We start from the raw sequence: 26,263 nt of genomic DNA, 5'->3' as shown, positions 1-26,263 counted from the left end.
CCGCCTCCAGTTCAGGCGCTCGTCGCCCAGGGATATTTTCAGCCGAAAGACTTTCCTGCCGGGTTCAGGCGTCCGCCGCCGCGATCCTCGCCGCAAGGCGCGCGTTCGCCAGCACCAGCGCGATGTTGGCAGTCAGCGAGCGGCCCTCGGTCAGTTCGAAGATGCGGTCCAGCAGGAAGGGGGTCACGGCCTTGGCGGCGATCCCTTGGGCGGTGGCGTCCGCCAGTGCCTGTTCGACCACCGGCATGATCTCGGCGCGGGGGATCTCGGGTTCAGGCGGGATCGGGTTCACGACGAGTTGGCCGCCGGGCAGGCCGAGTGCCCGGCGCATCCGCGCGGCCTCGGCGATCCGGGCGGGGTCGTCCAGCCGCAGAGGCGCGGGCAGGCCCGAATCGCGCGACCAAAAGGCGGGGATCATGTCCTGTCCCACGGCAATCACCGGCACGCCCAGCGTTTCGAGATATTCGAAGGTGCGCGGCAGGTCGAGGATCGCCTTTGCCCCCGCCGAGACCACCGTCACCGGCGTCGCCGCGAGTTCATAAAGGTCGGCCGAGATGTCCATGCTGTCCTCGACACCCCGGTGGACGCCGCCGATGCCGCCGGTCGCGAAGACTCGGATGCCCGCCAGCGCCGCGCAGATCATCGTGGCGGCGACCGTGGTCGCCCCGGTGCGGCGCATGGTCAGGCAGACGGCCAGATCGGCGCGGCTGACCTTCATCACATCCTGCGCCTGCGCCAGCGATTCGAGCGTCGCGTCGTTCAATCCGATATGGATGCGTCCGTCCATCAGGGCGATGGTGGCGGGCACGGCGCCGGCCTCGCGGATCGCCTGTTCCACGTCGCGGGCCATTTCCAGGTTCTTCGAATAGGGCATCCCGTGGGTGATGATCGTCGATTCCAGCGCCACGACGGGGCGGCCCGCGTCCAGGGCGTCGCGGACCTCGGGGGTGAAGCTCAGCGGCAGGTCGGTCATCGGCGGCTCCTTGTGGTTGGAAAGAAGCCGGGGCGCTGCCCCGGACCCCGGGATATTTGGGCGAAGAAGAAACTCATGGTCCTTCGCCCGAGACATGGGCGGCGGCGGCAAGAATTGCAGCGTCCAGAGCGGTGGCGCGGTCGGCGCCCGCGCGTTCGGCCACCATATGCGCGGCCATGAAGCAGTCGCCTGCGCCGGTCACGCGGGCGATGGTGACGGGGGGCGGCTGTTGCGTCAGCACTTCGGCCCCGCGCATGGCGCAGGCAGCAGGGCGGGCGCCGTCAGTGACCAGAACGCGGGACGCGCCGCGCGTCACCACGGCAGAGGCGGCCTCGGCCGCGCCCGCGCAGGGGTGGCCCGCCAGCGTCTCGGCCTCGGCGCGGTTGAGGTAGAGGGTGACGTGATCCAACCCCAGCAAGGGCGCAAGGCGTTCGGCCTTGCCGGGGCTGGCCGGGACCACGCGCAGGTCGGCCTGGCGCAGGGTGGGGTCGGATGCGATGGCTTCAAGCTGCGGCACGGTCAGGTTGCCGTCGATCACCACCGTTCCGTGCCACGGCGCCTCGGCCGAGCCGAAGGTGCCGTCGCGCAAGGGGGCCAGCACCCGGCCGCCGGCGGCTTCCAGCGAATGGGCGTCGGCGATGGCGGCGATCAGGCCGTGGCTGTCCTCGATCGCCATATACACGTCGGTCGGCCAGTCGGGCAGGCGCTGCATCCAGTCAGTGGCGACCCCCAAGGCGCGCACGGCGGCCAGCAGCGCGTCGCCCTCGGGATCGGTGCCGACTGCGCCCAGCACGGCCACGGATTGCCCCCGTGCAGCCAAGGCAACAGCCACGTTCAGCGCCACGCCGCCCGGCACATGGCGGATGCGGCCCGGCACGTCCGCGCCCGGAGCCATCGGTGCGGGGCTGCGGCCGATTACGTCCCACAGCACCGCGCCGACGCAGAGGATGTCCGGGCGCGGGGATGTCATCCGACGATCCGCAGCATCCGGTGCTTCTTCCGGCCGAGGCTGACCTTCATGCCCGCGCCGATTTCCTCGGCGGACAGCATCCGCTGCGGGTCGGCCACGACGTCGTTGTTCAGCCGCAGGCCCCCTTCGGCGATCAAGCGCTTGGCCTCTTTTCCCGAAGCCGTCAGTCCCGTCTGCGCCAGCATCTGGACGACCGACAGACCTCCTTCAAAGGCCGCGGCCGGCATGGCGACCAGTTCCAGATCGACGCCGGTGCCGCCCTGTTCGAAGACTTCGTGGGCGGTCGCCTGGGCGGAGGCCGCAGCCTCGGCGCCGTGCAGCAAGGTCGTGACCTCGTTCGCCAGCACGATCTTGGCGTCGTTGATCGCCTGGCCCTGCAACGTGCCCAGCCGCTCGCACTCGGCCACCGGAAGCTCGGTGTAGAGCTTGAGGAAGCGGCCCACGTCGGCGTCGGTGGTGTTGCGCCAGAACTGCCAGAACTCGTAAGGCGACAGCATCGCGCCGTTCAGCCAGACCGCGCCCCCCGCCGACTTGCCCATCTTGCGCCCGTCCGAGGTCGTCAGCAGCGGCGAGGTCAGGCCCCAGATTTCCGAATCCAGCACCCGGCGCGTCAGGTCGATCCCGTTGACGATGTTGCCCCACTGGTCCGACCCGCCCATCTGCAACCTGCAGCCGTAACGGCGGTAGAGTTCAAGGAAGTCGTAGGCCTGCAGGATCATGTAGTTGAATTCGAGGAAGGACAGGCTCTGTTCCCGGTCCAGCCGCGACTTCACCGATTCAAAGGACAGCATCCGGTTGACCGAGAAATGCCGCCCGATGTCGCGCAGGAAGTCGAGATAGTTCAGCCCGTCCAGCCACTCGGCGTTGTTCAGCATCATCGCCGCGTCGCTGCCATAGTCGAGATAGCGGGCGAAGACCCGCTGCATCCCGTCGATGTTCGACTGGATCGCGGCGTCGTCCAGCAGCGGGCGTTCCTCGGAGCGGAACGAAGGGTCGCCCACCTTGGTCGTGCCGCCGCCCATCAGGGTAATCGGCTTGTTCCCGGTCTTCTGGAACCAGCGCAGCATCATGATGTTCAGAAGGTGGCCGACGTGCAGGCTCGCCGCCGTCGCGTCATAGCCGATATAGGCCGTGACCGGACCCTCGATCAAAGCGTCATCCAGCGCCTGCAGGTCGGTGCAGTCGGCCAGATAGCCGCGTTCCGTCATGACGGTCAGGAACTCGGACTTCGGACGGTAGGTCATCGGCTTTTTCCTTCTACTCGGCCCGCCTATACAGCCGCCGGGGCACGAGGGGAAGAAAAGGCGGATGCTGGTCCTGGGGATGATGTCGGGCACCTCGCTGGACGGGGTGGACGCGGCGGTGCTAGACACTGACGGCGAGGCGATCTTCGGCTTCGGGCGAGTGGGTTATCGCGCCTATTCGGCGGAGGAGGCGGAGGTCCTGCACGCCGCGCTGCGCCGCTGGCCGGGAGAGCCGGGGGTGGCCGAGGCGGCGGCCCTGTCGGTGCGGGCCCATGCGGCGCTGGCGGCGGATTTCCCCGAGGCGGATCTGATCGGCTATCACGGGCAGACGCTCGCCCATGATCCGGGCGCCGGGCGCACCCATCAGGCTGGGCAAGGCTGGGAACTCGCCCGCGCTACGGGCCGCCGCACCGTCTGGGACTTCCGCACCGAGGACGTGCGGCAGGGCGGTGAGGGTGCGCCGCTCGCGCCCTTCTTCCATCATGCGCTGGCCCGCTGGGCAGTGGGGCAGGGGCGGCTTTCGCCTGAGCCGGTGGTGTTCCTGAACCTTGGCGGGGTCGGCAACCTGACCTGGTGCGACCCGCGCAACCCTGACCCGCTGAAAGCCTGCGTGGCCTTCGACACCGGCCCGGCGAACGCGCCGCTGAACGACCTGATACGGGCGCGGCGCGGCGTTCCGCGCGACGAGGGCGGCGCGCTTGCCGCCCAAGGCAATCCCCGAGAATCACTGATCTTGGACTTTCTGCGCCACCCTTATTTCGCCCGCCCTGCGCCCAAGTCGTTGGACCGTGACTCTTTCGCCATGCTGGCCCCGGCCGTCGCCCAGATGGAGGACGCGGATGCGGCGGCGACCCTGACCCACACGGCGGCGGCGGCGGTGGCGGCGGGGCTGGGGCTGCTGCCCTCGCGCCCGGCCTCGGTTCTGGTCTGCGGCGGCGGGCGTCACAACGCCGCCATGATGCGGGCGCTGGCGGACCGCTGCGGCCTGCCCGTCCGCCCGGTCGAGGATGTCGGGCTAGATGGCGACATGATCGAGGCGCAGGCCTTTGCCTGGCTCGCCGCGCGGGTGCTGCGGGGGCTGCCCACCTCGGGGCCAGGGACCACGGGCGCACCGGGCGCCGTCTGCGGCGGACGGATCAGCCCGCCGTGCCGCTGACAACCACTTGATGAGCAGCCGGGAACGCGGGCCAAGCAACGGACGTTGGAGCGCCAGACCGGGGACGCAAAGCGATCCCGGCTGATTTGGACAAAAGAAGGACGTCACCGATGAAAGCTCTGCTTCTCGCCGCCACTTCGTCTCTTGCCCTGACGGGCTTCGCGATGGCGCAGACCGCCACCGACACCACCACGACCACGACTACCGACACCACTGCCGCCACCGCGCTGGACAACGCCGCCACGGCCACCGGCGATGCCGCTGCGGCTGCCGGTGACCGGATCGAGGACGCTGCCGATTCGGCTGAGAACGCCCTTGATTCGACGATGACGACCGGGACCGCCGACGTGGCCGAGGATGCCGCCGACCGGGCCGAGGACGCAACCGATGCGGCAATGACCACGGGCGCCGACACGACGGCTACCACCGCGGCCACCACAACGGTGCCCGCGGATACGACCGCGACCGGCGGCATGGCCACGATGACCGACACGATGACCACCACGACGACCGGCGCCATGGCCACAGATCAGACCACCGCCACCGCCGCAGGGACGGCGGTGATGTCGGCCGACAACCCCGGCATGCTCGGCTCGTGGATCATGAACCGCCGGATCTGGACCACCAACCAGCCGTCCTCGACCGCCTGGCAGACCGGCACCATGACCGAACGCCCGGCTGAATGGACCGACATCGCCCAGGTGAACGACATCGTCGTGGACCCGCAGAACAACATCGTGGGCTATGTCGCCGACATCGGCGGCTTCCTCGGCCTCGGGGCCAAGTCGGTGCTGCTGGACCCGGACGCGCTGCACTTCGTGCAGATCGGCGATGACGCCTTCTTCGCGACCAACTACACCCGCGAGGAGCTTGAGGCGCTGCCCGATTTCGACACCACCACCGTCATGCGCTGAGCCAGTCCGCGCAGGCAATCAGGGCGTCCCATCCGGGGCGCCCTTTTTCGTTCCGGTGGGAACCTGCGCCAGATCGTGGGGTTGTGACCCCGATGCCTGAGACACCGGCGGGCACTTATAAAAAAGACGAAAGGAACCTTCATGCTCATCAAGCAGCTTCTGGGCACGGCCGCAGTACTGTCCTTTGCCGCGGCGGGCGCCATGGCGCAGACAGCCACCGATGCCCCCGCAACCGACCCGGCGGCGGTCACCGATCCCGCGGCCGTCGCCGTCCCGGGCGGCCAGGTGATCGTCGAGCAGGCCGAGCCGACCGTGAACGTCGAGGTGCCCACGCCCGAGGTCCAGGTCACCCAGGCCGCGCCCCAGGTCACCGTTGAGCAGCCCGAGCCGACCGTCACCGTCACCCAGGCCCCGCCGCAGGTCGAGGTCCAGCAATGCGCCCCGACCATCACCGTGACGCAGGCCGAGCCGACCGTGACCGTGAACATCCCGCAGCCTGTCGTCTCGGTGGCGCTGGCCGATCCCGAGGTCCGTATCGGCGAGACCGAGCCGGTCGTGACGGTCGAGACGCCCGAGCCGGTCGTCTCCTTCGTCCAGCCGCAGCCCCGCGTCGTGGTCGAGGGCGCCGAGGCGAACGTCAACGTGACCGACGCCGAGCCGGTGGTGAACGTCACCCGCGCCGATGCCGCCCAAGTCGAGATCCGCCAGAACGAGGCCAGCGTCAACGTCGAGCAGACGGGCGAGGCGCAGGTCAGCGTGGGCGAGGCCCCGGCCCCGAACGTCGAGGTCCAGGAAGCCGGCCAGGCCAATGTCGAGGTCCAGCAGGGCGAGGCCGCGGTGAACGTCACCGGCGCCGATCCCGCGCTTGCAGGTGACGGCGTGCCGGGCAGCGTGGTGACGGGTGTCGCAACCGGCACCGCGGTTGCTGTTGCCCCGGTCATGGCGACCGACATCGTCGTGCGCGAAGGCTATACGCTGGTCGATCCGGTCGAGGTGACGAACCAGGGGCTGGACGGGCTGCAGGTCTTTGCCCCTGATGGCGCCGACTATGACGAGATCGGCGAGATCGACGCCTTTGACGCCGCGACCAACACCGCCATCGTCGCGGTCGGCGGCTTCCTCGGCATCGGCGAGCGTCAGGTGGCCTATCCGCTTGACCAGATCTCGTTCCAGCGCACCGCCGCGGGCGATCTGGAAGCCTATGTCGGCACCCCTGTCGACCAGATCCAGAACCTGCCGCCCTATACCGCCGGCAGCAACTGACGACAGGGACGGGGGCGTCCCGCACCGCCGCCCCTTGCCCGGAAGAACCCCGCCACCGCGCGGGGTTTCTTCTTTTTTGCCCGCCCGCTCTGATCCCCCCTTATTGCGCTTGACCTCATGCGCGGGGCTGCGTAAACCCCCCGCACCCCAGAGGCGATCTGGGAGTGGTTCGGGCGGTTGTAGCTCAGTTGGTTAGAGTACCGGCCTGTCACGCCGGGGGTCGCGGGTTCGAGCCCCGTCAACCGCGCCACCACCATCGATCGCCACGGGACAATGCGCGGTTGTAGCTCAGTTGGTTAGAGTACCGGCCTGTCACGCCGGGGGTCGCGGGTTCGAGCCCCGTCAACCGCGCCACTTTCCCCTCTCCTTCCTTCCCTTCGCGATCTTTCGCCGGTTGTGCGTCATGGGCTTTTCAATCCCCGGCGCATCCCTATGCTGACGCGATACGAGCAGGAGACGTTCATGGCAGGCGAGATCGACTATGGGGGGATGATGCACCGCGCGCTGCAGGGCGTGATCGTCGATGTCCTGCACGGCGTCGCCCAGGACGGCCTGCCCGGAGAGCATCATTTCTTCATCACCTTCGACACCCGCGACGAAGGCGTCGAGATGGCCGGCTGGCTGCGCGAACGTTACCCCGAGGAAATGACCATCGTCATCCAGCACTGGTTCGAGAACCTGCGCGTCACGCCCGAAGGATTCTCGGTCACGCTGAACTTCGGCAGCTCGCCCGAACCGCTGTATATCCCGTTCGATTCGGTGCGGACCTTCGTGGACCCCTCGGTCGAATTCGGCCTGCGCTTCGAAACCCAGGACGCCGAGGACGAGGACGATGAGGAAGGGGCGGCCCCCGGCCAGCCGGCCGCCGAGCCCGAACCGCCGCCGCCCGGTGGGGCCGAAGTCGTCAGCCTCGACAAATGGCGCAGGTAGTCGTCAGCTTCCCTGCAGGGCCTCGTCCAGCCAGCGCCGCACCATCGCATGGGCCTGCGCCGGCTCCGGCCCCTGCCTGTCGATGACGGCGCGCAGGTAGACCCCGTCGATCAGCGCCCCCAGCGTCTCGGCCACCCGCTCCGCCTGCTCGGCCGCGCGGGGCCGCAGCGCATGGACCAGGTTCGACCTGAGCCGTCGGTGATAGATGGCCAGAAGCCGCCCGGCCTCGGGTTCCGACAGCGCCAGCGCATAGAAGTTCAGCCAGGCCGCCGTGGTGTCCTTGTCGAAATGCGTCTCGTCGAGGCTTGCGGCGACGATCGCTTCGGCCCTTTCCCCGGGCGGAAAGGACGCCAGCGCCGCCCGGACCTTCTGGCCGTAGATCGCAAGGATATGCCGCATCGCGGCCACCAGCATCTGCGATTTCGACCCGAAGTAATGATGCGCCAGCGCCGGCGACATTCCCGCCTCGCGCGCGATCTTCGCCACGGTGACATCCTGGGTGCCCGAACGCCCGACGGCGGCAATGGCGGCATCGACCAGCGCAGCCTTTCGACTGGCCTCGGCCCCGGTTTTGGGCATAACTGACCCCTCGGCAGAATCACCCAAGTGGCCGCAAGGGTAGCCCGGCTTGATTGACCCGTCAATCAACAAACGCGCCGGCGACAAAGAAGGAGAAGTCCATGACCTTCCACAAGGCGCTGCTGGCGCTGGCCGCCGCATTGCCCGCCATGGCCACCGCGGCCGAGCCGGAAAGCTGCGGCACCGTCCGTTTCTCGGACGTAGGCTGGACAGACATCTCGGCCACAACGGGGCTTGCGACCACCCTGCTGGAGGCTTTGGGCTACGAGACCGAGGTGCGGGTGCTGTCCGTCCCCGTGACCTACACGGCGCTGTCCACCGACGACCTCGACGTGTTCCTAGGCTACTGGCACCCTTCGATGGCCGCCGACCTGCGCCCCTATGCCGAGGCCGGAACGGTGGACACGGTCCGCACCAACCTGACGGGCGCGAAATACACGCTCGCCACCAACAGCGCCGGGGTTCAGGCCGGGATCACCGACTTCGCCTCGATCGCGGCCAACCGCGACGCGCTGGACGGCAGGATCTACGGGATCGAGCCGGGCAACGACGGCAACCGCCTGCTGCTTGAGATGGTGGCCGAGGACAGGTTCGGCCTCGGCACCTTCGAGATCGTGGAATCGAGCGAGCAGGGGATGCTGGCCCAGGTCGCCCGCGCCGATGCGGATGCCAAGCCCATCGTCTTCCTCGGGTGGGAGCCGCATCCGATGAACGCCCGCTTCGACATGACCTACCTGCCCGGCGGCGACGAGGTCTTCGGCCCCGACCTGGGCGGCGCCGAAGTCCGCACCAACACGCGGGCAGGCTATATCGCCGAATGCCCGAACGTGGGGCTTTTCCTGCAGAACCTGTCCTTCACGCTGGAGATGGAAAACCAGATCATGTCGGCCATCCTTGACGAAGGAAAGGAACCCGGGCGCGCCGCGCGGGATTGGCTGGACGAGAACCGCGACGCCGCGACCCTGTGGCTGGAGGGCGTCACCACCGTGGATGGCGGCGACGCGCTGGCGGCATTGAACGAGGCGCTGGACGGCTGAGATGGACTGGCTGACCGACCTGCTGACCGACACCAAGCTGCCGGTCGGCCAGACCGCGCGCAGGGCCTTCGACTGGCTCAAGCTGAACGCGGCACCCCTGTTCGACGCGGTGTCGGCGGTGCTGGACCGCCTGATCGCCGGGATCGAGACGATTCTGGAACTGCCGCATCCGCTGGTCTTCACCGCGCTGGCCGTGGTGCTGGCCTGGGTGCTGCGGCGCAGTTGGCGGGTCTGCCTGTGGGTGGCGGTCGGTTTCCTGTTCATCCTCAACCAAGGCTACTGGGACGCTACCATGCAGTCGCTGACGCTGGTGTTGTCGGCGGGCGTCGTCTGCATGGCGGTGGGCGTGCCCATCGGCATCGCGCTGGCCCACCGGCCCCGGCTTTATCGCTATATCCAGCCGCTTCTGGACCTGATGCAGACGCTGCCGACCTTTGTCTACCTGATCCCGGCCATCGTCTTCTTCGGCATCGGCACGGTGCCCGGCCTGATCGCCACGGTGATCTTCGTGCTGCCCGCGCCGATCCGGCTGACGCGGCTGGGAATCGCATCCACCCCCAAGGCGCTGGTCGAGGCCGCCCGGGCCTTCGGCGCCACCCCCCGTCAGCTTCTGTGGAAGGTCGAACTGCCCAGCGCCCTGCCGCAGATCATGGCAGGGCTGAACCAGACGATCATGTTGTCGCTGTCCATGGTCGTCATCGCGGCACTGGTCGGGGCGGCGGGGCTGGGCGTCCCGGTGGTCCGGGCGCTCAACAGCGTGAACACCGCGCTGGGGTTCGAATCGGGCTTCGTGATCGTGGTGGTGGCCATTATCCTCGACCGGATGCTGGCCGCTCCTCGGCGGGAGAAGGAGCGATGACCCCCGCCTCGCGCGCGGCGGTCGAGTTCGACCGCGTCTCCATCATCTTCGGCGACAAGCCCGAACGCGCGCTGCCGCTGGCCGACGAGGGACTGGACCGTGGCGCCATCCGCGAGGCGACCGGGCAGACCCTGGGCACGCATGACTGCTCGCTGACGGTGGCCGAGGGCGAGATCCTCGTGCTCATGGGCCTGTCGGGATCGGGCAAGTCCACGCTGCTGCGGGCTGTCAACGGGCTGAACCCGGTGGTGCGGGGCGATGTCCGCATCCGCATGGGGCAGGGCATGACCAGCGTCACCCGCGCGGACAAGGAAACGCTGCAGACGATCCGCCTGTGCCATGTGTCGATGGTCTTCCAGCAGTTCGGCCTGCTGCCTTGGCGGACGGTGCGCGAGAACGTGGGGCTGGGGCTGGAACTGGCGGGCCAGTCCCGCGCACAGCGCCGGGCGCGCGTGGATGAGGAGCTGGAGACCGTCGGCCTTTCGGAATGGGCCGACCGTCGCGTCAGCGACCTGTCGGGGGGGATGCAGCAGCGCGTGGGCCTTGCCCGCGCCTTCGCCACCCGCGCGCCGATCCTGCTGATGGACGAGCCTTTCTCGGCGCTCGATCCGCTCATCCGCACCCGGCTGCAGGACGACCTGCTGGCGATGCAGAAGCGGCTGCAGCGCACGATCATCTTCGTCAGCCACGACCTTGACGAGGCCTTCAAGCTGGGCGACCGGATCGCCCTGATGGAAGGCGGGCGCATCGTCCAGGTCGGAACCCCCCGCGACATCACCCGCAATCCCGCAAGTCCCTATGTCGCCGAGTTCGTGGCCCACATGGACCCGCTGGCCGTCCTGACGGCCGCCGACCTCTCCGAGCCGGGCGAGGCGGGGGGCGCCCCGCTGTCCCCCGATCTTCCAGCACGCGATGTCATGGCGGCACTCGCCGGGGCCGAGGCGCTGCCCGTCGGGGGCGGCGGGCGGGTGACGCGCGCTGGGGTTCTGGCGCGACTGTCGGCCCCGCCGAAGGCCAGGGGCTGAAACCGGATCGTGGCGTTTGCTGGACGGTTGAATGGGTATTTGGACCAGAAAGAAGACGCCCGAGACGTTTTCCTGGCCTCTTCGCCTTGGCTCCAGGGGCTTCTTTCTGGCCCAAATACCCATGCGAGCGTGACGCAAGGGCGACGCGGCCGGTCAGGGCAGCGTGATTTCAACCGCCTAGGATCAGCGTCGCGGCGATCGTCCACATGACCAGCGCCACGCCTGCATCAAGGATGCGCCAGGCGACCGGACGCGCGAAAAGGGGTGCCAACAGACGCGCTCCGTAGCCAAGCGAGAAGAAGAACAGGAAAGACCCGCTCATCGCCCCCAGCGCAAAGGCCATCCGGTCGGGCTGGATCGCCGAGACGGACCCCAGCAGCACGACCGTATCCAGCCAGACATGCGGGTTCAGCCATGTCAGCGCCGCGATGGTGGAAAGCGTCGCGGCAAGGGACGGCGCGGCCGCGCCCTGCGCCTGCAGGGTATCACCGCCCCGCCATGCGGCGCGGGCCGAGCGGAAGCCGTAACAGATCAGGAACGCCGCCCCGCCCCAGCGCATCGCGGCCAGGAACCAAGGCGCGTTGCGGGCAATGGCGCCCGCGCCCGCCACGCCTGCGGCAATCAGCGCCGCGTCCGAGGCGGCGCAGAACAGGCAGACCGCGAAGACGTGCTGCCGCAGCAGCCCCTGTTTCAGCACAAAGGCGTTCTGGGCGCCGATGGCGACGATTAGGGACAGCCCGATGCCGAGGCCCGACAAAAAGGACGCCGCCGAGGCGCCTTGAAAGATCATCCTGTAGCCTCGTACGAAAAAGCGGCGCCCGGAGGCGCCGCCGCGGTTGCTTCTGGCGGTTCAGCCGAGCTGCGCCGCGACCTCTTCGGTCAGGTCGAAGTTCCCTGTCACGTTCTGGACGTCGTCGTCGTCCTCCAGCGTGTCGATCAGCTTCATCAGCTTCTGGGCGTGGTCGAGGTCGGCCACCTCGGCCGGAGCCTGCGGCTTCCAGATCAGCTTGGCGGATTCGGATTCGCCCAGGGACGCCTCGAGCGCCGCCGAGACCTCGGCCAGATCGCTGTCCGAGGTATAGATCCAGTGGCCTTCCTCGTCGCTTTCCACGTCCGAGGCACCTGCCTCCAGCGCCGCCATCATCACCGTGTCGGCGTCACCGGCGGATGCGGGATACATGATCTCGCCCACCCGGTCGAACATGAAGCTGACCGAGCCGGTCTGGCCAAGATCGCCGCCGTGCTTGGTGAAATAGGACCGGACGTTCGAGGCGGTGCGGTTGCGGTTGTCCGTCATCGCCTCGACGATGATCGCCACGCCGTTCGGGCCATAGCCCTCGTAGCGGATTTCCTCGTAGCTCTCGGCGTCGCCGCCCATCGACTTCTTGATGGCGCGGTCGATCACGTCCTTGGGGACGGAACTCGACTTGGCTTCCTTCACCGCAAGGCGCAGGCGCGGGTTCTTGTCGGGGTCGGGGTCGCCCATCTTGGCGGCGACGGTGATTTCCTTGGCCAGTTTGCTGAACAGCTTGGACCGCAGCTTGTCCTGCTTGCCCTTGCGATGCTGGATGTTGGCCCATTTGGAATGGCCTGCCATGAGATCCTCTCATTTCGCTGTGGCGCGGTTTCTAGTCACCGGGCGGGGCTGGCGCAAGCTGGGCAAACAGGAACAGCCGGATGGCGGTCGCCAGCCCCACCTCGGGCGGGCGGGCGTGGTCGATGGCGGCGATCAGTTGGGCGCGGGTCATGCCGCGTGCGGCGGCGGCATCAGTGGCGGCACGCCAGAAGGCGTCCTCAAGGCTGACGCTGGTAGCATGGCCGTCGATGGTGACGGACCGCTTGAGCGGAGGGGTCAGCGGCGGCAGCTCAATCGTCATCGCGGCGGTGCCGGTCGAGGCTGAGGGCGGCGCGTTCCGCCTCGGCCTCGTCGCGCAGGCGCTCGGCTTTGGTGCGGCCGTGCCTCGCGGCATTGGCATCGCCCTGCCGGCGCTTGTCGGCGCGGGCCTTGTCTTTGCGGGCTCGGCTGAGATTGATGATCTGCGTCATGGCCGGATCATAGCCCGACTCGAGGCGGTGGAACAGGACATGCAAAAGGCGCGCGAGACCGGCCCGCGCGCCCTAGGTCGAGTGGGAAGAATCAGTCCTCAGGGCCGATCATCTGCTCGGGGCGCACCACGCGGTCGAAGGTCTCCTCGTCCACGAAGCCCAGTGCGACGGCCTCCTCCCGCAGGGTGGTGCCGTTCTTGTGGGCGGTCTTGGCGACCTTGGTGGCGTTGTCATAGCCGATGGTCGGGGCCAGCGCCGTCACCAGCATGAGGCTTTCCTTCATCAGCTTCCCGATGCGCTCGACATTGGCCTGAGTGCCCACAACCATGTTGTCGGTGAAGGAAACCGCCGCGTCGCCCAGAAGCTGCATGGACTGCAGCACGTTGTAGGACATCATCGGGTTGTAGACGTTCAACTCGAAATGCCCTTGGCTGCCGGCGAAGCCCACGGCCGCGTCGTTGCCCATGACATGGGCGCAGACCATGGTCAGCGCCTCGGCCTGGGTCGGGTTCACCTTGCCCGGCATGATCGAGGAACCGGGCTCGTTTTCCGGCAGGATCAGTTCGCCCAGACCCGAGCGGGGGCCGGAGCCCAGCAGCCGCAGGTCGTTGGCGATCTTGTAGAGGCTGACCGCCACGGTCTTCAGCGCGCCGTGGAAGAAGACCATCGCGTCATGGGCGGCCAGCGCCTCGAACTTGTTGGGCGCGGTGACGAAGGGCAGGCCGGTGATCTTCGCGATCTCGGCCGCCATGGCCGTGTCCCATCCCTTCTTCGTGTTCAGCCCGGTGCCGACCGCCGTGCCGCCCTGCGCGAGTTCGTAGATGTGGGGCAGGGTGAGCTTCACGCGCTCGATCCCCATGCGGACCTGGTGGGCGTAGCCGCCGAATTCCTGCCCCAGGGTCAGGGGGGTGGCGTCCTGCGTATGGGTGCGGCCGATCTTGATGATGTCCTTGAACTCGTCGCGCTTGGCTTCCAGCGCCTTGGCGAGATGATCCAGCCCCGGCAGCAGCACGTCGCGGGCGACCATGCCGATGGCGACATGCATCGCGCTGGGGAAGGTGTCGTTCGACGACTGGCCCATGTTGACGTGGTCGTTCGGATGGACCGGCTTTTTCGAGCCGATCTCGCCGCCCAGGATCTCGATGGCGCGGTTCGAGATGACCTCGTTCGCGTTCATGTTCGACTGGGTGCCCGAGCCGGTCTGCCAGACGACCAGCGGGAAGTGGTCGTCCAGCTTGCCCTCGATCACCTCTTGCGAGGCCTGCACCATCGCCTCGCCGATCCGGGTGTCCAGCTTGCCGGTTGCCATGTTGACCTGGGCTGCGGCCTGCTTGACCACGCCCAGCGCGCGCACGATGGCCGTGGGCTGCCTTTCCCAGCCGATCCTGAAGTTTCCAAGTGAACGCTGCGTCTGCGCCCCCCAGTAACGGTCGGACGGAACGTCCAGCGGGCCGAAGCTGTCGGTTTCGGTGCGGGTGTCGGTCATGGCGATCCTCTGCGACTGGGCAATGGTTGGCGGCCTTCTAGGACCATCTGGCCGGTTCCGCAATCGGTATGCCGTCGCATACCGATGCCGCGCTGGACGCCGCGGCCTCAAGCCCCCATCTGCAAGCGGGCCGTTTACGCGGAGGCGGGCGGCGTGGCAGAACGGCCGGGTGCGAGAAGGGGACAGCGATGAACGACGAAGGCTTCGGCAAGGGCAGCCACCTGCATCTGATCGACGGATCGGCCTTCATCTTTCGCGCCTTTCACGCGCTGCCGCCCTTGACGCGCAAGTCCGACGGGCTGCCGGTAGGCGCCGTCGCGGGCTTCTGCAACATGATCTGGAAATACATCAACGACGCGCGAGGGCCGGATGCGCCGACCCATGCGGCGGTGATCTTCGACCATTCCTCGAAAACCTTCCGCAACGAGATCTACGGCGACTACAAGGCCAACCGCCCCGAACCGCCCGAGGAATTGCGCCCCCAGTTCCCGCTGACGCGGGACGCCACCCGCGCCTTCAATCTCGCCTGCATCGAGATCCGCGACTACGAAGCCGACGACATCATCGCCACGCTGTCCTGCCAGGCGCGGGAACTGGGCGGGCGCGTGACCATCATCAGTTCCGACAAGGACCTGATGCAGCTTGTGGGCGAGGGGGTCGAGATGCTGGACCCGATCAAGGGCAAGCCCATCGACCGTGACGGGGTGTTCGAGAAGTTCGGCGTCTTCCCCGAACGGGTGGCCGACGTGCAGGCGCTGGCAGGCGATCCCGTGGACAACGTGCCGGGCGCGCCGGGCATCGGCATCAAGACGGCCGCGCAACTCATCAACGAATACGGCGACCTTGAGACGCTGCTGGAGCGCGCCGAGGAGATCAAGCAGCCCAAGCGCCGCCAGACCCTGATCGATCATGCCGAACAGATCCGCATCTCCAAGCAACTGGTGGAACTCGACTGCCAGACGCCCATCGACTTCGCCATGGCGACGCTGGAGGTTCAGGACCCTGACCCCGCCGTGCTGATGGACTTCCTCAACCAGATGGAGTTCCGCACGCTCACGAACCGCGTGGCGGAACGCTTCAAGGCCTCCCCGCCCGAGCCGGTCGCGCCTGCGCCTACGGAAGCGGTTGCTCCCACCGCGCCGCAGTTCCCGCCGCTGAACTGCGAAAGCTACGTCACCATCCGCGACATGGACACGCTGCGCCAGTGGCTCGACGCCATCCGGCAGAAGGGCGTGGTCGCGGTGGATACGGAAACGACCAGCCTTGACGAGATGCAGGCGGAACTGGTCGGCGTCTCGCTGTGTCCCGAGGTCGGCATGGCCGCCTATATCCCGCTGGGCCATGTCGAGGGCACGGCGGACCTGTTCGGCGGCGGCGCGAAGTCGGAAGGCCAGATCCCGATGGAGGAGGCGCTGGCGCTTCTGAAGCCGATGCTGGAAGACCCCGCGATCCTCAAGATCCTGCACAATGCCAAATATGACTGGAAGATCCTTGCCCGCCACGGCATCGGGATGAGGCCGGTCGATGATACCATGCTGCTCAGCTATGCGCTGAACGCGGCGCTGCACAACCACGGCATGGACGAGTTGGCGAGCACCTATCTCGGCCACCGCTGCCAGCCCATCAAGGAACTGATCGGCGCGGGCAAAAGCCAGATCACCTTTGCGCAGGTGCCAATCGACAAGGCTGCTCGCTATGCTGCCGAGGATGCCGAGGTGACGTGGCGCCTCTGGCAGCATTTCAAGCCGCAGCTTCCAGCCGCGCAGGTCACGACCGTCTACGAGACGCTGGAACGCCCGATGATCGAGGTTCTGGCGGGCATGGAGATGGCCGGGGTCGAGATCGACTCGCAGCACCTGAACCGAATGTCGGGAGCCTTCGCCCAGAAGATGGCGCAGCTTGAGGACGAGGCCCATGCGCTGGCGGGGACCAGGTTCAACCTCGGCTCGACCAAGCAGTTGGGGGACATCCTGTTCAACCAGATGGGGCTGGCCGGGACCAAGGCGGGCAAGTCGGGGGCGCTTTCCACCAGCGCCGACGTGCTGGAGGATTTCGCCGCCGAAGGGCATGAGCTTCCCGCGAAGATCCTCGACTGGCGGGCCATGTCGAAGCTGAAATCGACCTATACCGACGCGCTGCCGACCTTCGTGAACCCGGAAACGGGGCGCGTCCACACCAGCTATTCCATCGCCGGGGCCGCGACAGGGCGGCTCGCATCCACCGACCCGAACCTGCAGAATATCCCCGTCAGGACCGAGGAGGGCCGCCGCATCCGGGAGGCCTTCATCGCGCCCGAGGGGCGCAAGCTCGTCAGCCTCGACTACAGCCAGATCGAACTGCGAATCCTTGCCCACATGGCCGACATCCCGGCACTGAAGCAAGCGTTTTCTGAAGGCATCGACATCCACGCGATGACGGCCAGCCAGATGTTCGGCGTGCCGGTGGAAGGCATGGACCCGATGATCCGCCGCAGGGCCAAAGCCATCAACTTTGGCGTGATCTACGGCATCTCCTCCTTCGGCCTGTCGCGCAACCTGCGCATCCCGCGGGCCGAGGCGCAGGAGTTCATCGACACCTATTTCAAACGCTTCCCGGAAATCCGCGCCTACATGGACCGCACCACGCGCGAGGCGAAGGCCCAAGGCGCCGTCCGCACCCTGTTCGGGCGGCGCATCCACACGCCGGGCATCTCGTCCTCCGGTCCCGCCGCCGCGGGCGCGCGCCGCGCGGCGATCAACGCGCCGATCCAAGGCACTGCCGCCGACATCATCCGCCGCGCCATGATCCGCATGCCCAAGGCCATCGAGGGCCTGTCCGCGCGGATGCTGCTGCAAGTCCACGACGAACTCGTCTTCGAGGCCGAGGACTCCGCCGTCGATCCGCTGATCGCGACTGCCCGCGAGATCATGGAGAACGCTCACATCCCGGCAGTCCACCTGTCCGTGCCGCTGGTAGTGGACGCAGGCTCGGGCCGCACCTGGGCCGAGGCGCATTGATGCCGGTTCGCTTGCGCCTCAGGCTCGTTTTCTTCTTCGTTCAAACATCTCTGGCCTCCGAGCGCCCGGGCAGGAGGGGGATCAGAAAACAGCCGTCATGGCTGTTTTCTCGCCAGCTGAGTCCGGTGGACTGCTTTTAGCGGAAAAGGCTACGAAGTAGCGAGCGGGGCAGGGCCCCGGTCCCGAGTTCACGGTAAGCGCGAATGCCGCATGATCACGCACACGGTCACCACGCGGGCCACGCCCACTCCCACGACGAGGGGCTGGGGGACCGCGCTCTGCTGTGGGCAGTCGTCATCAACCTTGGGCTGACGGCAGTGCAGATCATCGGGGGGCTCGCGGCGGATTCCACCGCGCTGGTGGCGGACGGGGTACACAACCTGTCCGACGCGCTGGCGCTGGTGCTGGCCTTCGGGGCGCGCAGGCTTGCCGCCCGAAAGCCGAGCCCGGCAATGAGCTTCGGCTGGGGCCGGGCCGAAATCGTGGCGGCCTTCGTCAACTACCTCGCGCTGATCGCCGTGTCGATCTGGCTGATGATCGAGGCGCTCGTCCGTCTGGCCGACCCGCCGGAGGTCGTGGGCGGGCTGGTGATGGCGCTGGCCGGGCTGGCGCTGGTGGTCGACATCGGAACCGCGCTGCTGACGGCGCGGCTGGCGAAGGAAAGCGTGAACATTCGCGCGGCCTGGCTGCACAACCTGGCCGACGCGGGCGTGTCGGTGGCGGTGCTGGTGGGCGGGGCGCTGATCCTGGTCTTCGGCTGGCGCATCGCGGACCCGATCCTGACGATCCTGATCTCAGTCGTGATCCTGTGGCACATCCGGGGCGACCTCGGCCCCATCCTGCGGATGCTGATGCTGGGCGCGCCGGCCCATGTGGACGACTCGGCCCTGCGGGACGCGATCAGGGCGGTGCCAGGCGTCGAGGACCTCCACCACCTGCATTTGTGGCAGATCGACGAGCGGCGGATGTCAGCCGAGATGCACCTCGTCGTCGCCGAGGGTGCCGATCCTCATGCCACCCGGCTGGCGGTCAAGTCCGTGTTGCGCGACTACGGCATCGGCCATTCCACGATCGAAACGGAAAGCCCCTTGTCGGGCTGCGCGGATGATCTGTCAGGGCAGGGCCGCACCCATCATTGAGGCGCGGTGCTGGCAGCATCGTTGCAGGCGGGGCTCTGCCCCGATCACCACCGCCGTGGCCTTCCTTGCTGAAAACGCGCCATTGGCGCCATCCAGCGGGGAAGCAGCCTTGATGGCTGTTTCCTGATCCGCCTTCTCTCCAGGCGCCCGGAAGCCCGGGGTATTTCAGGCAGAAAAAAACACCCGTTGCCGGAGGCGCGGCCCCTCAGTGATCTCCGCCCGCGTGGTCGCGGTCGATGATGAAGCGCTTGTCGCAATAGCCGCAATCGACCCAGCCGGTGTCGGGCGAGATCGCCAGCCACACCAGCGGATGGCCGGTGCCTCGCGCCTCGTCGCCCGAACAGGAGACCTTCCAGCTTGTCACCACCTCGGTTTCCGGCGCAGGCAGCACCTCGGCGGCCGGGTCCTGGTTGGTGGACAGCGGGGTCTCGGTCACGGGATGGCGCATCGGGGCTCTCTTGTGCTGGCGGGGGAAGGCCGGTTTAACGGAGGCCATTCTAGCCAGCCCCCGCCCCGCCGCAAGCCGGGCGGCCCATAGGTTCGCCATGTCCAAGACCTTCACCCCGCCCGACGCCGCCATCCGCCTGACCGGGCTTCGCAAGACCTATGCGGCCTCGGGCGAGGCCCCCGCGAAAGAGGCGCTGAAAGCCGTCGATCTGGTGGTCCCGCGCGGGTCGATCTTCGGGTTGCTGGGGCCGAACGGGGCGGGGAAATCGACGCTGATCAACATCCTCGCCGGGCTGGTCCGCAAGACCTCGGGCAAGGCCGAGATCTGGGGTTTTGATCAGGACGTGAACCCGCGCCAGTCCCGCGCCGCCATCGGCGTCATGCCGCAGGAACTGGTCATCGACCCGTTCCTGACCCCTCGGGCGAGCCTTGAGGTGCAGGCGGGGCTTTACGCCGTGCCCAAGGCGGACCGCTGGACGGACGAGATCCTTGAACTCGTCGGCCTGTCGGATCAGGCCAACAGCTATTCGCGCCACCTGTCCGGCGGCATGAAGCGGCGGCTGCTGCTGGCCAAGGCGCTGGTTCACCGCCCGCGCATCCTCGTGCTGGACGAACCGACCGCAGGCGTGGACATCGGCCTGCGGGACATGCTGTGGCGCAATGTCCGCAAGCTGAACGCGCAGGGGATGACGGTGATCCTGACCACCCACTACCTGCAGGAAGCCGAGGAGATGTGCGACGAGATCGCCATCATCAACCACGGCGCCAAGATCGTGCAGGAGCCGACCGAACGCCTGCTGTCGCGGGCAGGGGCCAAGACGCTGCTGGTGGACCCCGGCGCATGGGACGGCGCGCTGCCGCCCCTGCCGCCGGGCGTCGAGGCCCAGCGGCGCGACGGCCGCATCGCCCTGACCTGGCCCATGGGCGGGATCGAAGCGCATCAGGTCATCGACGCGCTGCGGCAAGGGGGCGTGCCGATGATCGACGTAGCGACCGAGCAGCCCGATCTGGAGGAAGTGTTCCTGACCCTGACCCGCGCGCCTCAGCCCGCCTGAAGCATCCGCCCCAGCGGGCGTCCACCCAGCAGGTGCAGGTGGAAATGCGGCACCTCCTGCACGCCATGGGGACCGGCGTTGGTGATCGCGCGGAAGCCCTCGCTGCCCTCGGCCAGCGACAGACCCTCGGACTTCGCGACCTGCGCCACCAGCCGGTGGAAGCCCACGATCTCGGCGTCCGAGGCATTGGCGGCGAAGTCGTCATAGCTGACATAGGACCCCTTGGGGATCACCAGCACATGGACCGGCGCCTGCGGGCGGATGTCGCGGAAGGCCAGCGCGTGGTCGTTTTCCGCAATGGTGTCATTCGGGATCTCGCCGCGCAGGATGCGGGCGAAGATGTTGCTGTCGTCATAGCTCATGGGCGGCCCTTTCAGTCGTCGAACAGATGATCGGTGCGGGCGAGCGTCAAGGCAACCTCGGGATCGACGCCCAGCAGGCGCCGCAGCGCGGCGGCGTTGGCCTGCTCACCCCTGTGCTTCGAGATTGCCTCGAAACCCTCGATCTCGAGGTCGCGGATATGCTCGGCCTCGTGTTCGAGGTCGCTGCGCACCGCCGGGATCAGGCGGTCCACCTGATGGGGGGCGCTGTTCTGCCCGGCCAGCCCCACCCGCTCGATGTGGCCGCGCACATAGTCGTCGTCGAAATCGACCTCGATCAGCAGCAGGCGGGTTTCCGCCTTGTCGCCAAGGAAGTCCTGCACCAGGCCCAGCGCCGAAGGATCGAGGCAGATCGCGATGCTGGGCTGGTCGAACATGACGAACAGCATCTTGACCAGCGCCCGCCGGTGACGCTCGCGCTTGGCCAGCGTCGTCTCGATCCCGCCCATGTCCGGCAGTTCGGCGTCCAGCTCGTTGAACAGGAAGTTCACCGCAGGGATGTCGGTGTGCCAGCGGATGGCGGCGGTCAGGCGCTTGGCCACATGCCATTTCTTGGCCACGATCAGGATCAGCGTGCGACCGCGGCCCAGCGAGCCCTCGACCTCCCAGAAGCGCTGGCCGAAGCGGCGGCCGATGCGGCCACGCTGGGTCAGGAAGCGGTAAAGCCCCGCCGCCTCGTTCGAGATCGCGAACTGCACGTCCTGCGCCTTCCACAGCGCGCCCAGCCGCTCGCGCAGCTCGATCGCCTCGGCGCTGATCTTGCGGGCGAAGAGATAGTCCTGCCCCAGCAGCAGGTCGTAATGGTCGTTGTAGAAGGTCACCGGCATCCCGTAGTCGGTGAACATCAGGAAGGTCAGCGTGCGCGGCCGGATTTCCTTGCGCGGCACGACATGGGGGACGATTGTCTGGAAGAAGGTCTCGTCGGGAATCCAGGTGGTCTGGAAGAAGCGCACCACGTCCGGGCGCTCGTCGCAGAAGGCCAGCACCTTTTCCATCGTCTGGCGGCGCAGGCACCACCATTGCGAGCCGATCATCACCCGGATGTCCGAAGGCACCCGCCGCCTCAGGCCCAGCCGCTTCTGCAATTCATAGCTGCCGTAGAACAGCCGCTTCCGGGTGCGTTCGTTGAACCAGTGACGGTAGATCAACCGTTCTTCCTTGAAGCCGGTCTTGATCCAGTCGCTTTCGAAGAAGTCGAAGTTCTCGATGTAATCGAGGTCATGGGCGTCGAGGAACTCATGCGCGTAATCGGCCGACTTGATCGGCATGCAGTCGCCCGACAGCATGTAGAAATGGGTGGCGGTGGGGAAGGCCGCGACAGCGGCGCGCACCGCTTCCAGCGTGGCGCCGACCAGCGACCATTCACCCCAGCCGCATTTCAGCCGGCGGGTGGCGAAGGTCACCCCAGGGTTGTCGTCCAGCGCCTGGCGGAGCATGTCGAAATCGGCCGGGTTGGCCCGCGCGTCGAAGTGGATCGAGACGAAATCGCCCGAGCCGGTCAGCCGCCGGGCCTGGGCGATGATGCCCTTGGGGTCCTTGTGGCACAGCAGGATAAAGGCAATGCGGGCCATCTTCCGGGTTCACTTCGATCGATGCGACCATCGGCGGAACACTTGCCTGATCGTGACAAATCCAGCGTCGCGAGTTGCCTTGGCTGCATAACGATTTTATGGGCAGGGACAAGCCGCTCAACTGACAGGGGACTCACGCCATGGCTTTTCCCGGCACCTGGATGACCGAAAGCGAAAGCATGGCCTACCGGGTGGTGCCGAAATGCGCCTGCTCGACCATCGGGCAGATCATGTTCTTTTCGGACCACGGCCGCTACTTCGACGGCGACATCCACGACTCGACCGGTGGTCTGCACAAGTGGAACCAGGACAACAGCCAGGAGGCGATCGACCGGGCGGTGAAGGTGCGCAAGCCCGTGTCCTTCACCTGCGTCCGCAACCCTTACGCGCGGATCCTGTCGTCTTTCTTCGACAAGATCGCGGGCATCCAGCGCAACGGCAAGCGCTACCGCGGCAACATGATCCCGCAGATCATGCAACGCTACGGGGTCGAGGTCGGCTCGCCCGAGGACAACTTCGATTTCGACCAGGTGACCAGCTTCCGCCGCTTCCTTCTGTTCGCCCGCGACACCATCCGCTGGCGCCGCCCGATGGAGCCGGACATCCATTGGTCGGCCATGTCCGGCCACATCGCGACCTTCATCGTGAACGGCGGCCGCTATGACCGGATCTTCTTCACCGAGAAGTTTAACGAGGGGATGCAGAAGGTCTTGGACGCAGCCGAGACGCCGGTGAAGCTGGACGTGAACGAGGTGCCGCGCTTCAACGAATCCGAAGGGCATGGACCGAAGCGGCTGCACAAGGTCAGCGAGTATTTCGACGACCTGTCGCGACACCTGGTCTGGGAAATCTACAAGAAGGATTTCCAGTTGTTCCGCTATGACTTCGACAATCCCGACAGCAAGATGCCGAAGGGCGAGGTCGATCTGGACGAGGTCCACGCCAAGCTGGGCCGATAGGGCCTCGGACGAGGCGCCTGCGGCAAGGCTCCGGCGCCTCCGGCGGGGATATTTGGGGCCGAAAGACAGATCAGCGAAGGGGGTTGCGACTCTGGTCTTTCGGCTGGAAATATCCTGGGGTCCGGGGCAAGGCCCCGGTCCGGCGTATCAGATGGCTGGGCTGTGGCCCTTGGCCTCCATCTCGTAGCCGTCGAACATCCGCGCGATCATGCGGGTCAGCGGGCGGCCGCGTTCCGGGATCGACAGGCCCTCGGCATCCACCGTCACCATCTCGCCGAACTGTGCCTTGACCGGAGCGAACAGCGCGGCCAGCGACTCGGCAGTGAAGCCGTGGTCACGGGTGAACTCATCGGCCGAGATGCGGAAGTCGCACATCAGCGCCTCGATCATGCGGGCGCGCCAGATGTCCTCGGGGGTGAAGACATGGCCCTTGGTGGTCGAGAAGCGCCCCTCGCGGATCGCCTTGACATGGGCGCCGGTCGCGGGGGCGTTCTGCGCATAGCCCTGCGGGAAGCGCGAGATGGAGGAGGCGCCCATGCCGACCAGCACCTGCGCCTGGTCGTCGGTGTAGCCCTGGAAGTTCCGGCGCAGCAGGCCCGCCTTCTGCGCCACCGCCAGCCCGTCGCCGGGGCGGGCGAAGTGGTCGATGCCGATCTCGTCATAGCCGTCGGCCACCAGCAGGTCTCGGGCGACCTCGAACAGCCGCAGGCGGGCCGGGGCATCGGGCAAGGCGTCCTCGGGGATCATGACCTGCCGCTTGGCCATCCACGGCACATGGGCATAGCCGTAAAGCGCGATCCGGTCAGGCGACAGCGCCATCAGCTTCTGGATCGAATCCGCGATCCGGTGCGGCGTCTGGTGGGGCAACCCGTAAAGGATGTCGGTGTTCAGGCTTCTGATGCCGCGCTTGCGGATCATCCGAACAGCCTCGGCTGTGATCTCGAAGCTCTGCTCGCGACCGATGGTCTTCTGGATCTCGGGGTCGAAGTCCTGCACCCCGATCGAGGCGCGGGTCAGCCCGTATTCCGCCAGCGCGTCCATACGCGCTTCGTCGATCTCGTTGGGATCGATCTCGACCGAGAACTCGGCCCCTTCCGCCAGCGGGAAGGCGTCGAACACCGCGCCCGCCACGCGCCGCATCATGTCGGGGGGCATCAGCGTCGGCGTGCCGCCGCCCCAGTGCAGCCGCGACAGGCGCACGCCGGGGGCGAGGTTCGCCTTCAGCAGCTCCAGTTCCGCCAGCAGGATGTCGGCATAGGCGCGTACCGGGGCGTCGGACTGGGTGCCCTGCGTGCGGCAGGCGCAGAACCAGCAGAGCCTGCGGCAGAAGGGCACATGCATGTAAAGCGAGATCGACGCGCCCGCCGGGATCGCGTGGATCCAGTCAGTGAAACCGGCCGGTCCCACGGAGAGCTTGAAATGCGGGGCGGTGGGGTAGGACGTATAGCGCGGCACCCGCGCGTCAAACAGCCCCAGCCGCGTCAGTTGCGATTCCTGTTCCATGGCCATAGGGATGCCACCGAAAGCGGGGCAGAACATTGATGCAGGTCAAACTCGGTTCCGAGGCTTCGTGCCGGTCGCTGCAGGTTCCCTGCGAGGATTGCCCGATCCGCTATCGGGCCGTCTGCGCCAGTTGCGAGGCGCCGGAACTGGACCGGCTGGACGCCACCAAATACTACCGCCGCTACGAGGCGGGGCAGGTCCTGGCGCTGGCGGGCGAACGAATGGATTTCGTGGGCTCGGTCGTCTCGGGCGTGGCCGGGCTGTCGCAGACGATGGAGGACGGGCGCACCCAGATGGTGGGGCTGCTGCTGCCCTCGGACTTCCTGGGCCGGCCGGGGCGCGAGACCTCGACCTATGCCGTCACGGCGCTGTCGGACCTGCTGCTCTGCTGCTTCCGCCGCAAGCCCTTCGAGGAACTGCTGCGGTCCAGCCCACGCGTCGCCGCGCGGCTGCTGGACATGACGCTGGACGATCTGGACGCCGCGCGGGAATGGCTGCTGCTTCTGGGCCGCAAGTCGGCGCGCGAGAAGATCGCGTCCTTCCTTGCGGCGCTGGCGCGGCGCGGCGCGGTGCTGCGCCAGTCCCGCCCGCAGGGCCGGGTCGAGATCGAACTGCCCCTGACGCGCGAAACCATGGCCGACTATCTCGGCCTGACCATCGAGACGGTCAGCCGCCAGATCTCGGCCCTCCGGCGCGACGGGGTGATCGCGCTGGAAGGCACGCGGCGGATCACCGTGCCCGATTTCCACCGGCTGGTGCTGGAAAGCGGCGACGATGCCGACGGCGGCCCGCTGAGCTGAGGGCCGCCGCGCGGATCAGCGCGCCATCAGCACCGGCAGGGTCGCGCGTTCCAGCATGTGCCGCGTCGCGCCGCCCATGATCGCCTCGCGCAGCCGCGACTTGCTGTAGGCGCCCATCACGATCAGGTCGGCCCCTGTTTCCACACCGCGGCGGTTCAGCACCTCGGACACGGTCGGCAGGGTCTTGGCCAGCACCGCGATCTCGGCCTTGACGCCGTGGCGCGTCAGCATCTGGCAGAGCTTGCCGCCGGGGTCCGAGCCTTCGGGCGAGTGGGGCGAGGGGTCCACCACCGCGATCTCGACCGCCTCGGCGGCCTTCAGGACAGGCAGGGCGCGGCGGACGGCGTGCAGCGCCTCGTCCGACTGGTTCCAGGCGACCAGCACCCGCCTGCCGATGTTCTCGACCGTCACGGTTTCATGCGGCAGCACCAGGACCGGGGCGCCGCCTTCGAACAGCGTGGCCTCCAGCGCCGCCTCGCTGTCGCGCGCGGCATGGGTGCCGTAGGGCTTTTCCAGCACCACGAGGTCGGCAAAGCGCGCCCGCATCGCGATCAGCGTGGACACGCCGCCCATCTGCGCCACCGCGCTTTCGACCGACCATCGGATGTCCTCGGGGGCAAGCTCGGCGCGGACCTCGGCTTCCAGCGTCTCGGCTGCGGCCATGGCGCGGTCGATCGCCTCCTGGAAGACATAGGCCGAGGCGCCGGCATAGTAATAGCCGGTCTGGGTGTGGTCTACCCCCACCGCGAAGACTTCGAGATGTGCGTCCTCGCGCCGGGCGATCGCCACGGCGGCCTCGATCTGCCGCTTCTGGTCCGGCTGGGTGATGACGGTGAGGATGGTCTTGTAGCCCATGCGCCTGATCCTTCTTCTGGGGCGGCCCTTTCGGCAAAGGTTGCCCGCGACAGTATGCCGCCCTAGCCACTGGTTT

The 26,263-nt window shown here is 67.5% G+C and carries 26 protein-coding genes and 2 tRNA genes; 14 read left to right on the top strand and 14 right to left on the bottom strand.

Going from position 1 to position 26,263, the window contains the following annotated elements; genetic code table 11:
- Positions 1–64 precede the first annotated feature (64 nt).
- The 3 genes from JGR78_RS09410 to tyrS all read right to left on the bottom strand — a co-directional run bounded on the left by JGR78_RS09410 (position 65) and on the right by tyrS (position 3,187).
- Positions 65–973: a pseudouridine-5'-phosphate glycosidase gene (locus tag JGR78_RS09410; RefSeq protein WP_182802870.1), complete on the bottom strand. Its 909-nt coding sequence runs from the start codon at positions 971–973 to the stop codon at positions 65–67.
- 73 nt (positions 974–1,046) lie between these two features.
- Positions 1,047–1,943, bottom strand: a complete 897-nt coding sequence (locus tag JGR78_RS09405) for a PfkB family carbohydrate kinase (protein WP_182790597.1) — start codon at positions 1,941–1,943, stop codon at positions 1,047–1,049.
- Entirely contained in the window at positions 1,940–3,187 is a 1,248-nt protein-coding gene (tyrS, locus tag JGR78_RS09400; protein WP_182790596.1) for a tyrosine--tRNA ligase, read from the bottom strand. Before tyrS ends, JGR78_RS09405 begins: the two co-directional genes overlap by 4 nt.
- A gap of 64 nt (positions 3,188–3,251) precedes the next feature.
- Between tyrS and JGR78_RS09395 the strand changes: the two genes are divergently transcribed.
- The 6 genes from JGR78_RS09395 (at position 3,252) to JGR78_RS09370 (ending at position 7,450) form a co-directional block, all read left to right on the top strand.
- Positions 3,252–4,343: an anhydro-N-acetylmuramic acid kinase gene (locus tag JGR78_RS09395; protein ID WP_182790595.1), complete on the top strand. Its 1,092-nt coding sequence runs from the start codon at positions 3,252–3,254 to the stop codon at positions 4,341–4,343.
- A 110-nt stretch (positions 4,344–4,453) separates the two neighbouring features.
- The gene (locus JGR78_RS09390) at positions 4,454–5,257 is read left to right on the top strand and encodes a PRC-barrel domain-containing protein (RefSeq protein ID WP_182790594.1); all 804 of its coding nucleotides are present in this window, start codon (positions 4,454–4,456) and stop codon (positions 5,255–5,257) included.
- 141 nt (positions 5,258–5,398) lie between these two features.
- Entirely contained in the window at positions 5,399–6,520 is a 1,122-nt protein-coding gene (locus JGR78_RS09385; RefSeq protein ID WP_182802868.1) for a hypothetical protein, read from the top strand.
- Positions 6,521–6,693: 173 nt separating this feature from the next.
- A tRNA-Asp gene (locus tag JGR78_RS09380) sits at positions 6,694–6,770 on the top strand.
- A 27-nt stretch (positions 6,771–6,797) separates the two neighbouring features.
- A tRNA-Asp gene (locus JGR78_RS09375) sits at positions 6,798–6,874 on the top strand.
- A 108-nt stretch (positions 6,875–6,982) separates the two neighbouring features.
- The gene (locus JGR78_RS09370) at positions 6,983–7,450 is read left to right on the top strand and encodes an SspB family protein (protein ID WP_182790592.1); all 468 of its coding nucleotides are present in this window, start codon (positions 6,983–6,985) and stop codon (positions 7,448–7,450) included.
- A gap of 3 nt (positions 7,451–7,453) precedes the next feature.
- Here the strand turns inward: JGR78_RS09370 and betI are convergent, their stop codons facing one another.
- Positions 7,454–8,029, bottom strand: a complete 576-nt coding sequence (gene betI / locus JGR78_RS09365) for a transcriptional regulator BetI (RefSeq protein ID WP_182790591.1) — start codon at positions 8,027–8,029, stop codon at positions 7,454–7,456.
- A 101-nt stretch (positions 8,030–8,130) separates the two neighbouring features.
- Here betI and choX point away from each other — a divergent pair, with 101 nt between their 5' ends.
- The 3 genes from choX to choV are packed head-to-tail and all read left to right on the top strand — an operon-like array spanning position 8,131 to position 10,950.
- On the top strand, positions 8,131–9,066 hold the full coding sequence (gene choX, locus JGR78_RS09360; RefSeq protein ID WP_182790590.1) for a choline ABC transporter substrate-binding protein: 936 nt from the start codon (positions 8,131–8,133) through the stop codon (positions 9,064–9,066).
- Position 9,067: 1 nt separating this feature from the next.
- Positions 9,068–9,925, top strand: a complete 858-nt coding sequence (gene choW / locus JGR78_RS09355) for a choline ABC transporter permease subunit (RefSeq protein ID WP_182790589.1) — start codon at positions 9,068–9,070, stop codon at positions 9,923–9,925.
- The gene (gene choV, locus JGR78_RS09350; protein ID WP_182802866.1) at positions 9,922–10,950 is read left to right on the top strand and encodes a choline ABC transporter ATP-binding protein; all 1,029 of its coding nucleotides are present in this window, start codon (positions 9,922–9,924) and stop codon (positions 10,948–10,950) included. The genes choW and choV overlap by 4 nt, the downstream gene beginning before the upstream one ends.
- Before the next feature lie 169 nt (positions 10,951–11,119).
- On the opposite strand, the gene JGR78_RS09345 is transcribed toward choV, so the two are convergent.
- The 5 genes from JGR78_RS09345 to fumC form a co-directional block, all read right to left on the bottom strand.
- Positions 11,120–11,740 carry a LysE/ArgO family amino acid transporter gene (locus JGR78_RS09345; protein WP_182790587.1) on the bottom strand — a complete coding sequence of 207 codons (621 nt, stop codon included), beginning with the start codon at positions 11,738–11,740 and terminating at the stop codon, positions 11,120–11,122.
- 60 nt (positions 11,741–11,800) lie between these two features.
- Entirely contained in the window at positions 11,801–12,547 is a 747-nt protein-coding gene (locus JGR78_RS09340) for a YebC/PmpR family DNA-binding transcriptional regulator (protein WP_182790586.1), read from the bottom strand.
- A 31-nt stretch (positions 12,548–12,578) separates the two neighbouring features.
- Positions 12,579–12,827, bottom strand: coding sequence for a ribbon-helix-helix domain-containing protein (locus JGR78_RS09335; protein ID WP_182790585.1), 249 nt, complete (start codon positions 12,825–12,827; stop codon positions 12,579–12,581).
- On the bottom strand, positions 12,817–12,996 hold the full coding sequence (locus JGR78_RS09330; RefSeq protein WP_182790584.1) for a DUF4169 family protein: 180 nt from the start codon (positions 12,994–12,996) through the stop codon (positions 12,817–12,819). Before JGR78_RS09330 ends, JGR78_RS09335 begins: the two co-directional genes overlap by 11 nt.
- A 91-nt stretch (positions 12,997–13,087) precedes the next feature.
- Positions 13,088–14,482: a class II fumarate hydratase gene (fumC, locus tag JGR78_RS09325; protein WP_182802864.1), complete on the bottom strand. Its 1,395-nt coding sequence runs from the start codon at positions 14,480–14,482 to the stop codon at positions 13,088–13,090.
- 188 nt (positions 14,483–14,670) lie between these two features.
- Between fumC and polA the strand changes: the two genes are divergently transcribed.
- Together polA and JGR78_RS09315 are read left to right on the top strand one after the other, a co-directional pair.
- Complete coding sequence (polA, locus tag JGR78_RS09320) at positions 14,671–17,478, top strand: DNA polymerase I (RefSeq protein ID WP_182790582.1); 2,808 nt, start codon at positions 14,671–14,673, stop codon at positions 17,476–17,478.
- Between the two features lie 203 nt (positions 17,479–17,681).
- On the top strand, positions 17,682–18,617 hold the full coding sequence (locus JGR78_RS09315) for a cation diffusion facilitator family transporter (protein WP_182790581.1): 936 nt from the start codon (positions 17,682–17,684) through the stop codon (positions 18,615–18,617).
- A gap of 205 nt (positions 18,618–18,822) precedes the next feature.
- On the opposite strand, the gene JGR78_RS09310 is transcribed toward JGR78_RS09315, so the two are convergent.
- Positions 18,823–19,065, bottom strand: coding sequence for a zinc-finger domain-containing protein (locus tag JGR78_RS09310; protein ID WP_182790833.1), 243 nt, complete (start codon positions 19,063–19,065; stop codon positions 18,823–18,825).
- A gap of 97 nt (positions 19,066–19,162) precedes the next feature.
- On the opposite strand from JGR78_RS09310, the gene JGR78_RS09305 reads away from it, so the two are divergent.
- On the top strand, positions 19,163–20,119 hold the full coding sequence (locus tag JGR78_RS09305; protein WP_182802862.1) for an ABC transporter ATP-binding protein: 957 nt from the start codon (positions 19,163–19,165) through the stop codon (positions 20,117–20,119).
- On the opposite strand, the gene JGR78_RS09300 is transcribed toward JGR78_RS09305, so the two are convergent.
- Together JGR78_RS09300 and JGR78_RS09295 are read right to left on the bottom strand one after the other, a co-directional pair.
- Positions 20,107–20,481 carry an HIT domain-containing protein gene (locus tag JGR78_RS09300; protein WP_182790579.1) on the bottom strand — a complete coding sequence of 125 codons (375 nt, stop codon included), beginning with the start codon at positions 20,479–20,481 and terminating at the stop codon, positions 20,107–20,109. The two genes, JGR78_RS09305 and JGR78_RS09300, sit on opposite strands and share 13 nt — an antisense overlap.
- A gap of 11 nt (positions 20,482–20,492) precedes the next feature.
- Positions 20,493–22,070: a DUF5928 domain-containing protein gene (locus JGR78_RS09295; RefSeq protein WP_182790578.1), complete on the bottom strand. Its 1,578-nt coding sequence runs from the start codon at positions 22,068–22,070 to the stop codon at positions 20,493–20,495.
- A 140-nt stretch (positions 22,071–22,210) separates the two neighbouring features.
- Between JGR78_RS09295 and JGR78_RS09290 the strand changes: the two genes are divergently transcribed.
- Positions 22,211–23,029 carry a sulfotransferase family protein gene (locus JGR78_RS09290; RefSeq protein WP_182790577.1) on the top strand — a complete coding sequence of 273 codons (819 nt, stop codon included), beginning with the start codon at positions 22,211–22,213 and terminating at the stop codon, positions 23,027–23,029.
- A gap of 147 nt (positions 23,030–23,176) precedes the next feature.
- On the opposite strand, the gene hemN is transcribed toward JGR78_RS09290, so the two are convergent.
- On the bottom strand, positions 23,177–24,532 hold the full coding sequence (gene hemN, locus JGR78_RS09285; protein WP_182802859.1) for an oxygen-independent coproporphyrinogen III oxidase: 1,356 nt from the start codon (positions 24,530–24,532) through the stop codon (positions 23,177–23,179).
- Positions 24,533–24,570: 38 nt separating this feature from the next.
- On the opposite strand from hemN, the gene fnrL reads away from it, so the two are divergent.
- Positions 24,571–25,332 carry a transcriptional regulator FnrL gene (gene fnrL, locus JGR78_RS09280; protein ID WP_182802857.1) on the top strand — a complete coding sequence of 254 codons (762 nt, stop codon included), beginning with the start codon at positions 24,571–24,573 and terminating at the stop codon, positions 25,330–25,332.
- A gap of 15 nt (positions 25,333–25,347) precedes the next feature.
- Here the strand turns inward: fnrL and JGR78_RS09275 are convergent, their stop codons facing one another.
- Positions 25,348–26,187, bottom strand: a complete 840-nt coding sequence (locus JGR78_RS09275; protein WP_182790575.1) for a universal stress protein — start codon at positions 26,185–26,187, stop codon at positions 25,348–25,350.
- Positions 26,188–26,263: the final 76 nt, after the last annotated feature.

The organism is Paracoccus sp. MC1862 (assembly GCF_016617715.1).
Taxonomy (GTDB): domain Bacteria; phylum Pseudomonadota; class Alphaproteobacteria; order Rhodobacterales; family Rhodobacteraceae; genus Paracoccus.
The sequence above is the reverse complement of the archived record's forward strand: the minus strand, read 5'-3'. Positions and strand labels throughout refer to the sequence as shown.